Raw genomic sequence first — 13,830 nt, 5'->3', positions numbered from 1 at the left:
AAACCTCATTATTCTCTTTATATTATTCGTTAGAGAGCAAGTAACTGTTGAATTTCTTGTTCGTATTGTGAAACTTTGTTGGTAAAAAAACCACTATGTGCGTATTTAATCTCACCTAACTTGTTGATGATCAAACTACTGGGCATCCCCTGAATTTTAAAAAAGCGCGCGAGCTCACCGTTAGGATCATAAATTACCGCAAAGTTTGCTGGGTTCTCTCGTAAAAATTCAGTGGCTAATTTTTGTTCCGTATCGAGGTTAATACTGATAACAGTAAAGCCTTGTGCTTGATGCTCATTCTGCATTTTATTCATCCACGGGAATGATTTACGACAAGGACCGCACCAAGATGATCAAAAATCTACATAAATAACATCACCATGGTGTTGAGCTATGAGGGTATCTAATTGCATTTTAGCTGAACTTTCAGATAGATTACTCGCTTGGGCATGACTCAGTAATGCTAAAGACGTTAGCATCAAAAGGAAAAAAAATTGCAATTTTTTAATAGCCACTCTTGCTGTTAGATAAGGATGTTGTGCGTTGAGTATGTTCACTGAAATACCATCAAGAAATATAATTGACGCTATCTTAGTTAAGTTTTTTTAAGGAAAGCTTAAGAAAAATTAAACAAACTTAATAATGACTTTTTAACGGTCATCGCCAAAAGTTATCACCGCTTTATTTTCCAACCACAAGGGGTATTGGGTCATCACTTTGCTGAACATCCGGCTTTGTAAATAGTTATTTAGCCATGCCCTAAGTTTCGGATACGGTGAATGTAAATACCATTGCCGCTCGACTTTTGAAAACTTACGAATAAAAGGCAATAAAGCGATATCGGCCAAACTGTTTTTGTCTGACATAAGAAATTCAGTGAGTTGTAGACGTTGCTCTAAATCGGCTATGTATTTTTCACACGCAGCTCTGTCACTGGCCAGTGAAGTTTCATGATAACGTTTTGCACACTGATATTTATCAAAACATTGTTTAAATTCATCATCAAATGTTGAAATTAACGATAATATTTCTGGTAATAAATCAGGTGTATCACTATGCAGAAGATTATCGGGATCGCTTTTATCTAATGCCCACAGCATAACCTCCAGACTTTCTTCAATCACCCGCGGCTCTCCCGTATCAAGTTCGGTGACTAAAACTGGGACCGTGCCTTTTGGTGATACCGCAATCATTTCATCGGGTTTATTGGTTAATACCAGGTCACGTAATGCAACTGTCTGTTTTGCATAATATATTGCGATTCTTGCGCGCATTGCATAAGGACAGTTTCTTAAGGAATAGAGTACAGGTAACGACGAGTTTGGCTTCATGGGCGTTTATTTATAGAAAATATAAAATAATAAGTTACTTTAACGGTATTCATTAAGGAAATATATCGGTAAAATCGCCACCTTTAAATTTAAGTGAAAATAAGTGACCCCATGGATCAAAAAATAGAGTTATTAGCACCCGGCGGTGATGTCGAAGCAATTAAAGCAGCGATTATTGCTGGAGCCGATGCCGTTTACTGTGGCCTAGATACTTTTAACGCCCGTAATCGTGCGACTAATATCTCCTTTGATCAACTTGTTGGCGTTATTCGTTTAGCTCATCAGTATCAATGTGAAATATTTTTAACCTTGAATGTGGTGATCTTAGAGCGTGAATTTGCTTCACTGGCTAAATTATTAACTAAACTTGCCAACACCACACTTGATGGTGTTATCGTGCAAGATATTGGCATGTTCTATCTGCTTACCCAGCATTTTCCAACCTTAGATATTCACGCATCAACGCAATTAACCACCCATAACGTGGGTCAAATACCTTTTTTGAAAAAACTCGGTGCATCACGAGTGAATTTATCAAGAGAGCTAGATTTACGTGAAATTACCGCAATGGCAGCAGCGGGTAAAGCGCACGATACCTTAACAGAAGTTTTTGTACATGGTTCACTCTGTGTTGCTTTCTCTGGTCTTTGTTATTCAACCTCAGCAAGTGTTGGCAATTCAGGAAATCGCGGTCGTTGTAGCCAAGCTTGTCGTGAAGAATATGAACCAACAGCAACCGGTAATAAATTCCCATTAAATATAAAAGATAACTCGGCTTTTTTTGATTTACCTGCGCTTATCGAAGCGGGTGTGCATTCCTTTAAAATTGAAGGACGTATAAAAGGTGCCAGCTACGTTCATACTGTTGTTGATAGCTTTCGCAAACAAATTGATGGTTTCCTTAAAACAGGTGAATTACTCGAAGATGGTGAACGCCTTTATAAAGTTTTTAACCGCGACTTCTCCAACGCCTTTTTACGTGGTGATTTAAATCAGTCAATGTTTATTGAAAACCCACGGGATAACTCTAAATACCATGCTGTTGATAAAAGTAATGCGATATCAGTTGTACAAATTCAAGAAGTTGAACAAAAACTTAATGATGAAAAACAGCTAATCAATGCCTCTGTTGACGATAAAATAAAACATTTAACCATTGGCAAGATACCGCTAACACTGGCTATTTCAGGTACATTAGATCAACCACTTACCTTGACCGTAACGACAAAAGAACTTTCTCAACAGCAAGCTTTTGTTGATGCTAAAGACAGCGATAAAGGGCTTGAGGTTAAAAGTTACGCGCTGAAGTCACAAAGCAACTTAGTAAAAAGTGGTAAACTGAGTATTGACAGAGAAACCCTTGAAAAGCGTTTTAAAAGCTTTAACAATGCCCATTTTGATTTGATTGAAATAATAACCGATGACTTAGAAGATGGCTTAAGCATTCCTTTTAAAGAATTAACGGTATTAAAAAATGAAGCCGCCTTTTTGTTGAATAACTCTAAAGCTGTGTTACCTGAGGTTCAATTACCTAAGTTAGCCAATCACCCTAAACATACCCCGACTGGTGATGCAAAAGCCGAGCTATCAATTCTTATTTGCGATGAAAGTGATGTTGAATTAGCAAAATTAACTTCGGCAGATATTTACTTTAAATTACCCGATGCATACAAACGCGGTTGTACTAAGTATGTCGGTTTTCTTATAGAAAACCCTCGCTTGATCCCTTGGTTTCCTTCAGTATTAATTGGCAAAGATTACGACGTTGCGGTCAATATTTTACAACAAGTAAAACCACAACTGATTGTAACCAATAACACGGGTATCGCTTATGAAGCGAACCGTTTGGGGATTCAGTGGATAGCAGGGCCTTTCTTAAATACGACTAACTCTTACGCTTTACTTGCAATGCAAGAAGGTTTTGATTGTAAAGGTGCGTTTATTTCTAACGAAATAAACCGTCAACAAATTAGAAATATTGCTCGTCCGGAAAACTTCAAACTTTTCTACAGTATTTACCACCCTATTTTATTGATGGCCAGCCGACAATGTTTCTTCCAACAAAGTGTTGGCTGTGAAAAGCCACGCATTGATAACGGCTGTATGCTGTCGTGTGATAAATCAACCAGTATCACTAACTTGAAAGGTGTTTCGTTTGCTATCGATAAACAAAAAGCCGGCTATCCAAGTATTTATAATCAAGACCAGTTTTTAAATACTGAAATTATTGAAGACCTAAGTGATTTATTTGATGGCTTTATGATTGATCTGACTAACATTGGCTCAGGTGATAAAGAAACACCAGACAAAGCGTTATTAATTAGTCAATTTGAAGCATTACTTAACGGTAATATTAACGTACCTGAGACACTTAATATCATGGTACCTGAATCAACGAACAGCCAATATCATAACGGCTTATAAGATAATCGCGAGCAAATAATACCCAAACGATGCTTATAAAATAACTGCATGTTTATCACCAGACTAAGTCAGTAAACATGCAGGTTTTATCATTAAATAAGTTTAGTTGTTGGTATAACAGACTTTTGTTTTTGCGACATAATCATGCAGACAACGCTTTTCTTTACCAAAGATAAAGAGTGGATTAACCAGGCCTGAAATAATTTGACCACTAAAAGGAACAAGTGAAAGTAATTGCATCGGTATCATCCGCTTAACGTAAATGGTCGTTAAACTTGCCTTACTATCATCTAAATTTTCAATTCGAATAGACATGAAATTCTTGCCTATGGTTTGTCCATAATGGTAAAGCAGGTAACCATGTAAGACAAGGCCAGCAATAAGTCCATAAGCAAGTAACATCACTGTTAAAGAAAAAGTGGGTTCTGCTAATTTATTAAAACCGACAGTGATAAAAATAGGTACAGCGGCAAATATACCAATAAGACCATCAATTAATGCCGCATAAAAACGGTCTAAGCGTGTTGCTTTTTCACCCACTCTTTTCACATTTTTTTCTACTGCCGGCTCAGCGACAGTTTGCTCGACTGTTACAGGTATAGGTTTAGTCTCAATGACACTTTGCTCATCTGCTTCAGATACAGGTGCAGGTGCAGTCTCAACGACAGTTTGCTCAACTGCTACAGTTACAGGTGCAGGTTCAGGTTCAACAACTGTTTTCTCAGCGATTAACTTATTAATTTCTGCAGCTCGTTCTGGGTATTGCTCACTGTCGATTTGTTCTGCTGCTGAGTATAATTCTTCTAAGGTATATGACGTAAAATCGATTATTGGATCCATGTAGACTATGCTTCCTTTTTAAAAAGATGAATTGGCTTGTGTTAAGAACTCACGTTCTTCTTGACTAGACTTCCTGTTAAGGATTTTATTGCGGTGCGGATAACGGCCAAATTTTTCAATGATTATTTTATGTTTATTTTCAAAATCGATACTTGAAGCAACACCATTCTGGACAAAGAGCTTAACAGCGATATCATGTATCACTAAAGACTCACTGTGCATAAACGGCATATACAAAAAATTTCTTTCTAAAGGATTTAACTCTTGGTCAGCGCCAGCGGCTATCGCTTCTTGGGCAAGCGCTAAAGCTAAGGGGTCACAAGCAAAAGCACTTGGCGTATCACGATACATATTTCTAGAAAACTGATCTAAAATAATAATTTCAGCAAGTCGTCCTTTAGCTGTAAGTCGCCATTTGAATAACTCACCACTATTTGCCGCCAGATGCACAGCCGAAAACTTGCTAATAATGCACTGATCAAACGCGAGGTCTTTTAGCCACCACTGTGATTGATCAATTTCTGTAAACCAAAAATTTAAAACGTCATCTGCATTCATTTACCTAACCTCAATAGCTGTAATCAATCTATCGGCTAAGCACCTTTATTTAAAGGTCACTTTACCACCAATCATTTTAAAGGCCGGCATACCCCGAATTAACATCTCCCTAGCAAAAATACTCGCACAGCTTGGGCACACACAAGGTGTTATGGTAAAATTTTTAACTATCCGAGCTTTAAAGCATTTAACTAATGCCCCCTTACCGCCTTTTTTGTATTTATACAGCGGTGCTCGGCACTTACTGCAATAAATATCAACAGACTTTTCAGGGGCTTTTTTATTGGGCTTAGCCATCAATAACCGTTACTAAACTATTATTTATTTTCTTTAAGTTTAGCTTTAGCCGCTTCAACTTTAGCAAAATCTAAACCTAGCTCTTCAACCGCTTCTTTAATGAGTTCTGGGCTAGACATGACCATCATCATAATCGATTGCAACTTCTCCGGTGGTAAACCCAATGACTGAATATTCATCATCGCCATCATTGGGTTTTCGGTGAGTACTTGAAAAAGTTCTTTAATTTTTTCTTCACTGACATTTAATTCTTTTAGTGCCTGAATAATAGGATTCATTACCTTTCCTTAAAACATAAAACTTAGCTAAAAAGCATTGTCGCTATTTCAACTGACATTTACCAATCTAATTTTCTCATTCATTGACGCTATTTTCAGTAAATGTCATTTACCTAGCGACTCGATGATTAAAAAAAACAAAAATTGATAACAATATTTACATGGCTCACTCTTGCAGTGAATAAACAGGAATTTTTCTTTGTTGATCAAGTTTAATTAAGTAAGCATTTCTGCCAATACCCATAAATTCTTCGTCCGTATAAACTACCGTATTATCATCAAAAAAAGTCACTGACTCTTTTTGGGTAATAGTCCCTAGATTAATTTCAAAAGCATCGCCTGAAAAAAAGTCATCACCTTGCCAATTTTCAAATAGCCACAACCTTTGTGAGTCTAATAATACCAGTTTCTTTTTATTGGGGCTTAACGCCGCAGAAGTTATCCAACAGAGTTTTTCATGATGCGTACAAGTCGTGAAAGAGCTGAGTTTTGTCGCCTGATGATTAGCCGCATAAGCCCCTATTCGGTACAAATTAGTTTCACCGTCAAATGGCACAGATCTGTTCTTTGTAAATAAGTACAATTTCTTTTTGTAAAAAACAAAAGCTTCTAGATCATATTTTTTCTGATGTTCTTTTGGCGGATAACTATTTTGCTCTGGATACATAAATTTAATTATCTCAGCGCTAGTACTATCACCCTTAATATCAATGGGGTTTTCTATTTTATAGATGGTTAGCCATTTTCGCTTATTGTCGTTATTACCAAAATCACCTAAAAAGAAATGGCCAAAATCGTCTTGGGTCATATCTTCCCAATCAATATTTTTAGCATTAGTGATCAACACCGTTTTACTTATTTTACCATCAGCTTCAACCCGGTATAAATTAGGCTTATCACCACCATCATTTATTGCCCAAAGTTTACCTTTCTTATCAAATTCAATACCAGAAACTTCGGTGAGCCTTTCATCCATTGAAACCAGTTTATTGTGATAATGATGTTTGATTGATGAACCCAGCGCAATAAAAATGAACAATAATAAAAATAGAGTTAACCAACCTAGGTTTTTCTTGAGCATGTGGTTTTTAATTTTCCAAAAATACTCTTCAAAGAATTAAAATAAAGACTTATTTTAATTCGATAGAAAGTAGGTGAAGTATAAGGAGATCACTTTGAATGTTCAAAATCAGCTGCCAATCGAATTTTTCGACGCTATTATAAACTGTTTTAGCGCTTTTAGGAAAAGACAGTTTATCCCAACTGCAAGTCATTATTTTTCAATACTTAGTCACCTCTAAATCTGTTGTTCGCAGGTTAATCAACATATTCAGACAATAAAATATCTTTAGGAATACTCTCAGCTTTTATTCGCGTTGAATGTAGCATTTGCATTTTCCATTGCCCCGCCACTTTCACCATGACGGCACTTTCTAACCAAGCTACAGTACTTTCTTCCTTGCCATTATTGAAAGTTGCTTTATTCCAATAACTTACCCAGGCAATATCACTATAAACCCTTGTTTTAATAACACTAAAATAATTTCTTCGCTTATACTCTGAGGGTTTAACAACGTTAATCAGATCGGTTAAGCTCCAATCTTCGCCAGCTTCTAACAACTGAAAATCATCAGTGACCACGGCTTTCATTTTAAGATGGTCTGCTGCTGACATCGCAGAAAATAGTGCTTCTACCGGTCTAAAAACGGCTTCATTGGCCAATGAATTAACGCTTACGAATAAAGTAAAAATAAGAATAAGTAAATTTTTATTGTTCATGGTTTTCCCTCGTCATCAATTATTTTATAATTATACCTAGCTAAATTAATAGCCATTTTGTTAATAGACAATTAACCGTTACTTACCAAAATAACGTTTTATTATAATTACCTTGCACGTTCGATTACTAAATATTGTCGTTGAGATACGCAATAAAGGCGTGCTCTTCGAATGGGCGACTAAAAAAATATCCTTGAATATAATCGCATTGATGCTTAGTTAGTAATTGGCACTGAGCATAATCTTCACCCCCTTCGGCAACCACTTTTAAACCTAAACTTTTTGCCATCGACAAGATAGCGCAAGCCAAAGCTTCATTTTCAGCATTAAAGGTAATATCTTTGATAAAAGCGCAGTCTATTTTTAATATGCTAATAGGAAAACGCTTTAAGTAGCTAAGTGACGAATAGCCGGTACCAAAGTCATCAATCGACAGTTCTATGCCCATTGCTCTTATAGCTGATAACTGAATTAGGGTTTGATCATCTTCTTGAATTAATAAACTTTCTGTCATTTCAAGGATCAGTGAATCTGGAGCAAGTTGTGTTTTTGCTAAAATAGCTTCCAGTTTACTGATAAAATCCTGACGTTGAAACTGCACACTCGAGATATTAACTGATATCTTTGGCGCAAGGTCAAATTGGCTTTGCCAGCATTTAGCTTGTTTACAAGCTTCTTCTAAGACCCAACCTCCAATTTCAGTAATAAAACCAATATCTTCTGCTAATGCAATAAAATCGACAGGTGGAACCAAGCCTTTTATTGGGTGTAGCCATCTAACTAATGCCTCAGCAGAAACAACTTTATTACTACTAACTTGATGGATAGGTTGATAATGTAAAATCAACTCCTTGTTAACAATAACCTTGCGTAATTCAACTTCTAGGTGCCTTCGTTGTTGAGCTTTTATGTCCATTTCTTTAGTAAAAAATTGCACATTATTTTTGCCCTTTTCTTTGGCTTTATACATAGCGCTGTCGGCTTTACTCAATAGCTCTTCATAGGTACTGCCATCATCTGGAAATATTGATATACCTATGCTTGCGGTAACATAAGCTTCTATTTCTATTAAATGAAATGGCTTGGCTATTTTATCAAGTATCTGGCTGGCAATTTTTTCAAAACTAAAGACATCATTGTCACCCGACAAAATTATTGCAAATTTATCACCACTCAAACGACTGACCGTATCGGCTTTTCTTACCGACTCTTTGATACGCTCTGTGGTTAATTTTAACAACATATCTCCCTTGGCATGGCCAAAGGTGTCATTAACATTCTTAAAGCCATCTAAATCAATAAAAAATATCGCAACTCTATTATTGTCCCGTTGGGCAAGTTCCAAAGTATGCTCAAATCTGTCAACGAACAGATTTCTATTGGCGAGTCCGGTGAATGAATCGTAATTGGCTTGGCGATAAATTTTATCTTCGGCCTTTTTACGTTTAGTAATATCACTAAATAGTGAAACATAAGACTCTAATTGCCCAAACTCATCTCTCAAAGCAGTAACAGATAACCATTCATAAAACACCTCACCATTTTTACGTCGATTGCAGATTTCACCTTGCCACTGCCCCAAGCTTTCCAAATCTGCCGCCATGCGCTGATAAAATTCTGTATCATGATGACCAGAGCTTAACAATGTAGGATTTCTACCTAAGACTTCTTTTTCCTCATAGCCAGTAATTAATATAAACGCTTGATTAACCGCAACAATATTATTATCAACATTGGTAACCATTACAGCCTATGTTGCGGTTTTAAACACTGTTGAAGCGAGTCTTAACTGCTTTTCATCTTGCTTAACTTGGGTAATATCTTCTTCAATCCCTACATAACTGGTGATTCTATTTTTAGCATCTTTGAGGGGGTATACATTGGCTTTTTCCCAAAAATTATCACCATTTTTTCGCTGATGATAAAACTCCCCAACCCAGTGTTTACCTGATGTTATTGTTGCCCATAAATTTTCATATAGCGGAGATTGATGAAAACCAGATTTAAGAATATTTGTTTTTTGACCGATCACTTCTGTTGCTTGAAACCCAGAACTTTTAACAAATTCCTTATTAACATAAGTGATAATACCATTAAGGTCTGTGGTTTGAATTGAGACCGGGCTTTGCTCTACAATTTGAGCAATTAATGAACGCTGAGCTTCAGCTTCATTTTTTCGTTTTAACATAAAAAAGTAAAAAAAGACTCAAGGTCGATAATAACAAGAGACCTATCACTAATAGTTGTATTAAGTTTCTTTTAGTTTTATCGATTTCATTAACTTGCTTATCGACCAAGCTCTCTAAATTACTTTGATAATGCCAAAGCGCCTGCTGATATTCCCTTTCCGATGTCACATCTTGGATAATGGAAAACAGCACAGCTTTATTATTATAAGTTATCGGAATGGAATGTGACGAAACGGTTTTGATGTCACCATTACTGGTTTTATGTCTAAAAATAAAATAATTTCTCTCTTCTGATTTAGCTAAGGCTCTTTCTGAAGCGACTTGCTCTACACTCAACAGGTTAATATCTTGAATAGTTAGTGACTCAAGTTTTTTTCTGCGAATCCATAGAAGTCTTGAGCGGCTGAATTAGCCTGAAGAATATTACCAGTTTTAGGTTCAATGATTAACATAACTGCACTATGTCTTTCAAAAATAGTGCTAAAATCACTTTTTGAAAAAGTATCATTTGAAAATAATAACAGCATAACAAAAGCGCAAAGATACCGATATTTTTTGAACGAAACCTTGATCGCCTTTAGCAGGCAGAAGCGCTTAACATTGAACATATGATCCCATTATACTTAAGATGAATGTAAAATCTCATTAAAGTAAAAGCTGTATTAAGATAGTTCGTTAAATTAACTTAATTCCATTTAATGCTAAGATAGTAGCATAGGGCGAGATTAATAACAGAAAGTCAAAAAGCGTACAGAAGATCAAAGGTGACACTGTATAATTTAGCGATTATTGACCGACAAAAAAAGTGTATTAGCACCTATTCCATCGGGCTAAATCTTGCTAAAAACACCATAAAAATATCACAATGCCAATAAATGATTGATGTTTATATTTGCCAAGTAAGACATTAGCTCATGAGGCTGAATATACATTCAGCCGCTTAGTTTAATCAATCTACTCTGCTTCGCTATAACCCGCCCAAATATCAGCGTTTATGGTTTTCACCGACCCTTTCTTTTTACGCTTTTTCTTTCCTGTGCCTTCAGGCTTTGCCATGGGTTTCTCTGCGGCAGTAATTGAATCATTACTGACTTCATCGGCTTCAAAACCTTTGACTTGCTCACGTTCAAGACGAATTTTATTTTTCTTTTCAATGATACTAAAGTGATGAAAGTCTTCATGGTCAATTAATGATAAAGCCAGACCCACTTCACCAGCACGGCCACTTCGACCAATACGATGCATGTAGTCTGACGGACTTCTCGGTAAGTTGAAATTAATAACCACTGGCAGCTTTTCAATGTCGAGTCCGCGAGCGGCTATGTCTGTAGCGATGAGCACGTCAATCTCGCCAGCTTTAAAACCATCAAGCACCCTACTTCGTTCGCCTTGACCTTTATCACCATGAAACACTGCCGCGGTAATACCACGTTTAGCAAGTTTTTCAGCTAAATGCTCACAATGGTGTTTAGCATTAACAAAGATGAGTGCTTGTCGCCATTCATTCTCAGCAATTAAATGTGCTAACACTGCGGTTTTTTCACCTTTATTAACGCTAAATACACGCTGAACTAGCGTACTTGCATCAGCACTTTGTACTTGTATCTCAATCGGGTTGTTAAGTAATTCTTGGGTTAGCGCTTTTACTTGTTCCGGAAAGGTTGCTGAAAATAATAATATTTGTTTTTTCTTAGGTAATAAGGCTAACAGCGCGGATAATTCTTCGGTAAAACCTAAACTTAACATCCTATCGGCTTCATCAAGGACTAAGGTCTTAACTAAATCGAGCTTAATGGCATTACTTGAAATTAAATCGAGTAATCGACCTGGTGTTGCCACCAGAATATCGGTACCACCTCGTAATGCCAGCATTTGTGTATTGACTGACACACCACCAAAAACAGCGACCGTTTTTATCGCACCATTGAAATGCACGGCATAAGATTTAATGCTGTCTGCTACTTGTTTAGCAAGTTCACGCGTAGGCACTAAAATAAGCCCAGTAACATAATTACCCTTGTTACTCTTGCTATGTGAGGTTGTATCAGCGGATAGTTGTAGAAAAATGTGCTGCAAAAGTGGTAATGCAAAAGTGGCTGTTTTACCCGAACCGGTATTTGCCCCTGCAATTAAATCACGTCCTGCTAAAACACTTGGAATAGCTTGTGCCTGAATAGGCGTAGGCTGTATATATTCGAGCTCAGTTAATCGAGCTAATAAGGGGGGAATAAGACCAAGTTCTGTAAACTGGATTGGGGGTGAAATAGAGGTCATTAAGATAAAGGGCTCAAGGCTAAAATAAGTAAGTATATTTTAGCCTATTTTTGCCCCAGTAAGTGAATAAAATTGACTATCCCTAACAGAAAGCGGTTAACTTGAATTAAATTCAAGTTAACCGCTCCCCCTGACAAGATAGATAAATTTTACTAATAGCTCTTTATTTAGCTATTTCTGCGTTAAGAAAATCTTCTTGGTGAGGCTGACCCGTTGAATTAGTTAAGTTAGCATTAGACTCACTGTTGTAAAGTAACCAATCTCTTGCTGCGTCAAAAGCGCTGCCATCAGGGTTTAGTGATATAGATTCCAAGTAAAGTGCTAAAACACCCGCAACATGTGGAGCGGCCATTGATGTGCCACTCATCGTTGTTGTACCACCACCACTTTTAGTCGATAAAATATTAGCACCCGGGGCTGCAATAGCTACTGGCGCAGATTGATGACTCGTCCAGTTAGCAGAGCCATTGCCCCAGTTTGAAAAGCCAGCCCAATCATCATTTATATCGGTTGCACTAACGGTTATCACCGCATCGTCATAAGCGGCTGGCGTTGAACCATAAGCATCTGCACTGTCATTTCCTGCCGCCACAGCAAAAATAACCCCTTGATTTTTCGCATTACATATAGCGCGATGAAAGTTGTCATTACCAATAAAACCGTCATTGGTGCAGGTACCTGTTTTAGAGCCATTACCGCCTAAGCTCATGTTAGCAACAACCGCTACGCCTAATGATTCAGCCTGCTGTGTTACCCAATCAATACCAGCAATAACCCCAGAATTAGAGCCACTGCCAGCAGCATTTAATACTTTAACCGCATGTAAGGTAACGGCTGGTGCCACACCAATAACATCAAGGTTATTATCTAGTGCGCCAATAGTACCAGCAACGTGGGTGCCATGGCCTTGATCATCATCCCAGTTATTTGAACAACCTAAACCAAGACACATTTCAACGCTATAACCATTAGCGACATTACTAGCTAAATCTGGGTGATCAGAGTCTATACCTGTATCAATAACATAAACATGAACTCCCTGACCGGTGTTTTCATCGGTATTTGCACCTATGCGACTAATTCCCCAAGGAGTTTCTTGCTGGCTAGTCTGGCAACCAAATAAGAAACTGCAGGCTGCCGCTTGATTTGAAGTACTTTTTGTTGCGTGAACTCTGCCATCTTTTGAAACACTCAAAACACGTTGATCTTGACTTAGTTGGGCAAGTATTTTTGACGGGACCGTTGCAGAAAAACCAGTAAAAACATGGCTGTAAGTATATTTACTTGCTATAGCGTAATCGTCGATAAAATCTGCAACACTGGCGATTTGATTCGCATCTAGGCTAACGATAATATTGCTAAGTACGTTGTCTTCTGCAGCAATAGCTGGCAGTGCAATACAAGATGAAATCATTAAGCTTATTAATTTCTTTTTCATTTTTGGCTCCACATAGTATTAAGTTTCTCAAGCTACTCTAGGATAGAGCACTTAATTATTGTTTTTGGTACACATCTAAAAGTAAACGTGTTGTTACTAATGTAGAGTCTTGATACTGGTATGACCATCAGGGAAAACCCCTATTTTAATAATATTAACCCCTCATGGGTGACATCGAGTTGTTAACAATCAAGTTAATATCAAACAAAAAACGAACAAATAAACACGATTGCTAAAACGCAGCTAATAGTTAGTGCTTAAGGTTTGGCTGAGGAGCGTAAGAAGGTAGGATTTAATTATGCGTTGAGTATGACTGCTGAGTGTATTAAGTTTCAAGTAAACAGAAACAGCTAGGTATGTTTAATAATGCATACTGACAAATGATATTTTATGCTGAGTAAGGATTAAATTGCGCAAAAGCG

At 37.2% G+C, this 13,830-nt stretch carries 14 protein-coding genes and 1 pseudogene; 1 reads left to right on the top strand and 14 read right to left on the bottom strand.

Going from position 1 to position 13,830, the window contains the following annotated elements:
* Nucleotides 1–29: 29 nt before the first annotated feature.
* The 3 genes and pseudogenes from H4J66_RS02490 to H4J66_RS02485 all read right to left on the bottom strand — a co-directional run.
* Nucleotides 30–341, bottom strand: a pseudogene (locus tag H4J66_RS02490) (TlpA disulfide reductase family protein); the annotation flags it as partial.
* 12 nt (nucleotides 342–353) lie between these two features.
* On the bottom strand, nucleotides 354–557 hold the full coding sequence (locus H4J66_RS20135) for a hypothetical protein (protein ID WP_259368564.1): 204 nt from the start codon (nucleotides 555–557) through the stop codon (nucleotides 354–356).
* Nucleotides 558–650: 93 nt separating this feature from the next.
* A complete protein-coding gene (locus H4J66_RS02485) occupies nucleotides 651–1,331 on the bottom strand; it encodes a glutathione S-transferase (protein WP_182170130.1) in 681 nt (226 codons plus the stop codon).
* Nucleotides 1,332–1,442: 111 nt separating this feature from the next.
* On the opposite strand from H4J66_RS02485, the gene H4J66_RS02480 reads away from it, so the two are divergent.
* Entirely contained in the window at nucleotides 1,443–3,755 is a 2,313-nt protein-coding gene (locus H4J66_RS02480) for a peptidase U32 family protein (RefSeq protein ID WP_182170127.1), read from the top strand.
* Between the two features lie 102 nt (nucleotides 3,756–3,857).
* On the opposite strand, the gene H4J66_RS20130 is transcribed toward H4J66_RS02480, so the two are convergent.
* From H4J66_RS20130 to H4J66_RS02425, 11 genes are all read right to left on the bottom strand, one after another.
* The gene (locus H4J66_RS20130; protein WP_259368565.1) at nucleotides 3,858–4,595 is read right to left on the bottom strand and encodes an RDD family protein; all 738 of its coding nucleotides are present in this window, start codon (nucleotides 4,593–4,595) and stop codon (nucleotides 3,858–3,860) included.
* An 18-nt stretch (nucleotides 4,596–4,613) separates the two neighbouring features.
* Entirely contained in the window at nucleotides 4,614–5,153 is a 540-nt protein-coding gene (locus H4J66_RS02470) for a DUF924 family protein (RefSeq protein WP_182170124.1), read from the bottom strand.
* A gap of 45 nt (nucleotides 5,154–5,198) precedes the next feature.
* Complete coding sequence (locus H4J66_RS02465; RefSeq protein WP_070376573.1) at nucleotides 5,199–5,450, bottom strand: hypothetical protein; 252 nt, start codon at nucleotides 5,448–5,450, stop codon at nucleotides 5,199–5,201.
* A 20-nt stretch (nucleotides 5,451–5,470) separates the two neighbouring features.
* Nucleotides 5,471–5,728, bottom strand: a complete 258-nt coding sequence (locus H4J66_RS02460) for a DUF2999 family protein (RefSeq protein WP_182170121.1) — start codon at nucleotides 5,726–5,728, stop codon at nucleotides 5,471–5,473.
* A gap of 166 nt (nucleotides 5,729–5,894) precedes the next feature.
* Complete coding sequence (locus tag H4J66_RS02455; RefSeq protein WP_182170119.1) at nucleotides 5,895–6,809, bottom strand: hypothetical protein; 915 nt, start codon at nucleotides 6,807–6,809, stop codon at nucleotides 5,895–5,897.
* A gap of 236 nt (nucleotides 6,810–7,045) precedes the next feature.
* Nucleotides 7,046–7,507 carry a nuclear transport factor 2 family protein gene (locus H4J66_RS02450; protein ID WP_182170116.1) on the bottom strand — a complete coding sequence of 154 codons (462 nt, stop codon included), beginning with the start codon at nucleotides 7,505–7,507 and terminating at the stop codon, nucleotides 7,046–7,048.
* A gap of 127 nt (nucleotides 7,508–7,634) precedes the next feature.
* Entirely contained in the window at nucleotides 7,635–9,251 is a 1,617-nt protein-coding gene (locus H4J66_RS02445; protein WP_182170113.1) for a bifunctional diguanylate cyclase/phosphodiesterase, read from the bottom strand.
* A gap of 6 nt (nucleotides 9,252–9,257) precedes the next feature.
* On the bottom strand, nucleotides 9,258–9,695 hold the full coding sequence (locus H4J66_RS02440; RefSeq protein WP_182170110.1) for a PAS domain S-box protein: 438 nt from the start codon (nucleotides 9,693–9,695) through the stop codon (nucleotides 9,258–9,260).
* Nucleotides 9,676–10,032 (bottom strand): PAS domain S-box protein, encoded by a 357-nt coding sequence (locus H4J66_RS02435; RefSeq protein ID WP_182170107.1) that lies wholly within the window; start codon nucleotides 10,030–10,032, stop codon nucleotides 9,676–9,678. Before H4J66_RS02435 ends, H4J66_RS02440 begins: the two co-directional genes overlap by 20 nt.
* A gap of 618 nt (nucleotides 10,033–10,650) precedes the next feature.
* Nucleotides 10,651–11,970 carry a DEAD/DEAH box helicase gene (locus H4J66_RS02430; RefSeq protein ID WP_182170104.1) on the bottom strand — a complete coding sequence of 440 codons (1,320 nt, stop codon included), beginning with the start codon at nucleotides 11,968–11,970 and terminating at the stop codon, nucleotides 10,651–10,653.
* A 163-nt stretch (nucleotides 11,971–12,133) separates the two neighbouring features.
* Nucleotides 12,134–13,408, bottom strand: coding sequence for a S8 family serine peptidase (locus H4J66_RS02425; protein WP_182170101.1), 1,275 nt, complete (start codon nucleotides 13,406–13,408; stop codon nucleotides 12,134–12,136).
* Nucleotides 13,409–13,830: the final 422 nt, after the last annotated feature.

The sequence above is a fragment of the Colwellia sp. MB3u-55 genome, from assembly GCF_014076785.1.
Taxonomy (GTDB): Bacteria; Pseudomonadota; Gammaproteobacteria; order Enterobacterales; family Alteromonadaceae; genus Colwellia_A.
This window is presented reverse-complemented; position numbering and strand designations above follow the sequence as displayed.

What these genes read in the sequence shown, in the direction of transcription:
- H4J66_RS02485 (WP_182170130.1), bottom strand. Translation starts at nt 1,331, where the DNA reads ATGAAGCCAAACTCGTCGTTACCTGTACTCTATTCCTTAAGAAACTGT.
- H4J66_RS02480 (WP_182170127.1), top strand. Translation starts at nt 1,443, where the DNA reads ATGGATCAAAAAATAGAGTTATTAGCACCCGGCGGTGATGTCGAAGCA.
- H4J66_RS20130 (WP_259368565.1), bottom strand. Translation starts at nt 4,595, where the DNA reads ATGGATCCAATAATCGATTTTACGTCATATACCTTAGAAGAATTATAC.
- H4J66_RS02470 (WP_182170124.1), bottom strand. Translation starts at nt 5,153, where the DNA reads ATGAATGCAGATGACGTTTTAAATTTTTGGTTTACAGAAATTGATCAA.
- H4J66_RS02465 (WP_070376573.1), bottom strand. Translation starts at nt 5,450, where the DNA reads ATGGCTAAGCCCAATAAAAAAGCCCCTGAAAAGTCTGTTGATATTTAT.
- H4J66_RS02460 (WP_182170121.1), bottom strand. Translation starts at nt 5,728, where the DNA reads ATGAATCCTATTATTCAGGCACTAAAAGAATTAAATGTCAGTGAAGAA.
- H4J66_RS02455 (WP_182170119.1), bottom strand. Translation starts at nt 6,809, where the DNA reads ATGCTCAAGAAAAACCTAGGTTGGTTAACTCTATTTTTATTATTGTTC.
- H4J66_RS02450 (WP_182170116.1), bottom strand. Translation starts at nt 7,507, where the DNA reads ATGAACAATAAAAATTTACTTATTCTTATTTTTACTTTATTCGTAAGC.
- H4J66_RS02445 (WP_182170113.1), bottom strand. Translation starts at nt 9,251, where the DNA reads ATGGTTACCAATGTTGATAATAATATTGTTGCGGTTAATCAAGCGTTT.
- H4J66_RS02440 (WP_182170110.1), bottom strand. Translation starts at nt 9,695, where the DNA reads ATGTTAAAACGAAAAAATGAAGCTGAAGCTCAGCGTTCATTAATTGCT.
- H4J66_RS02430 (WP_182170104.1), bottom strand. Translation starts at nt 11,970, where the DNA reads ATGACCTCTATTTCACCCCCAATCCAGTTTACAGAACTTGGTCTTATT.
- H4J66_RS02425 (WP_182170101.1), bottom strand. Translation starts at nt 13,408, where the DNA reads ATGAAAAAGAAATTAATAAGCTTAATGATTTCATCTTGTATTGCACTG.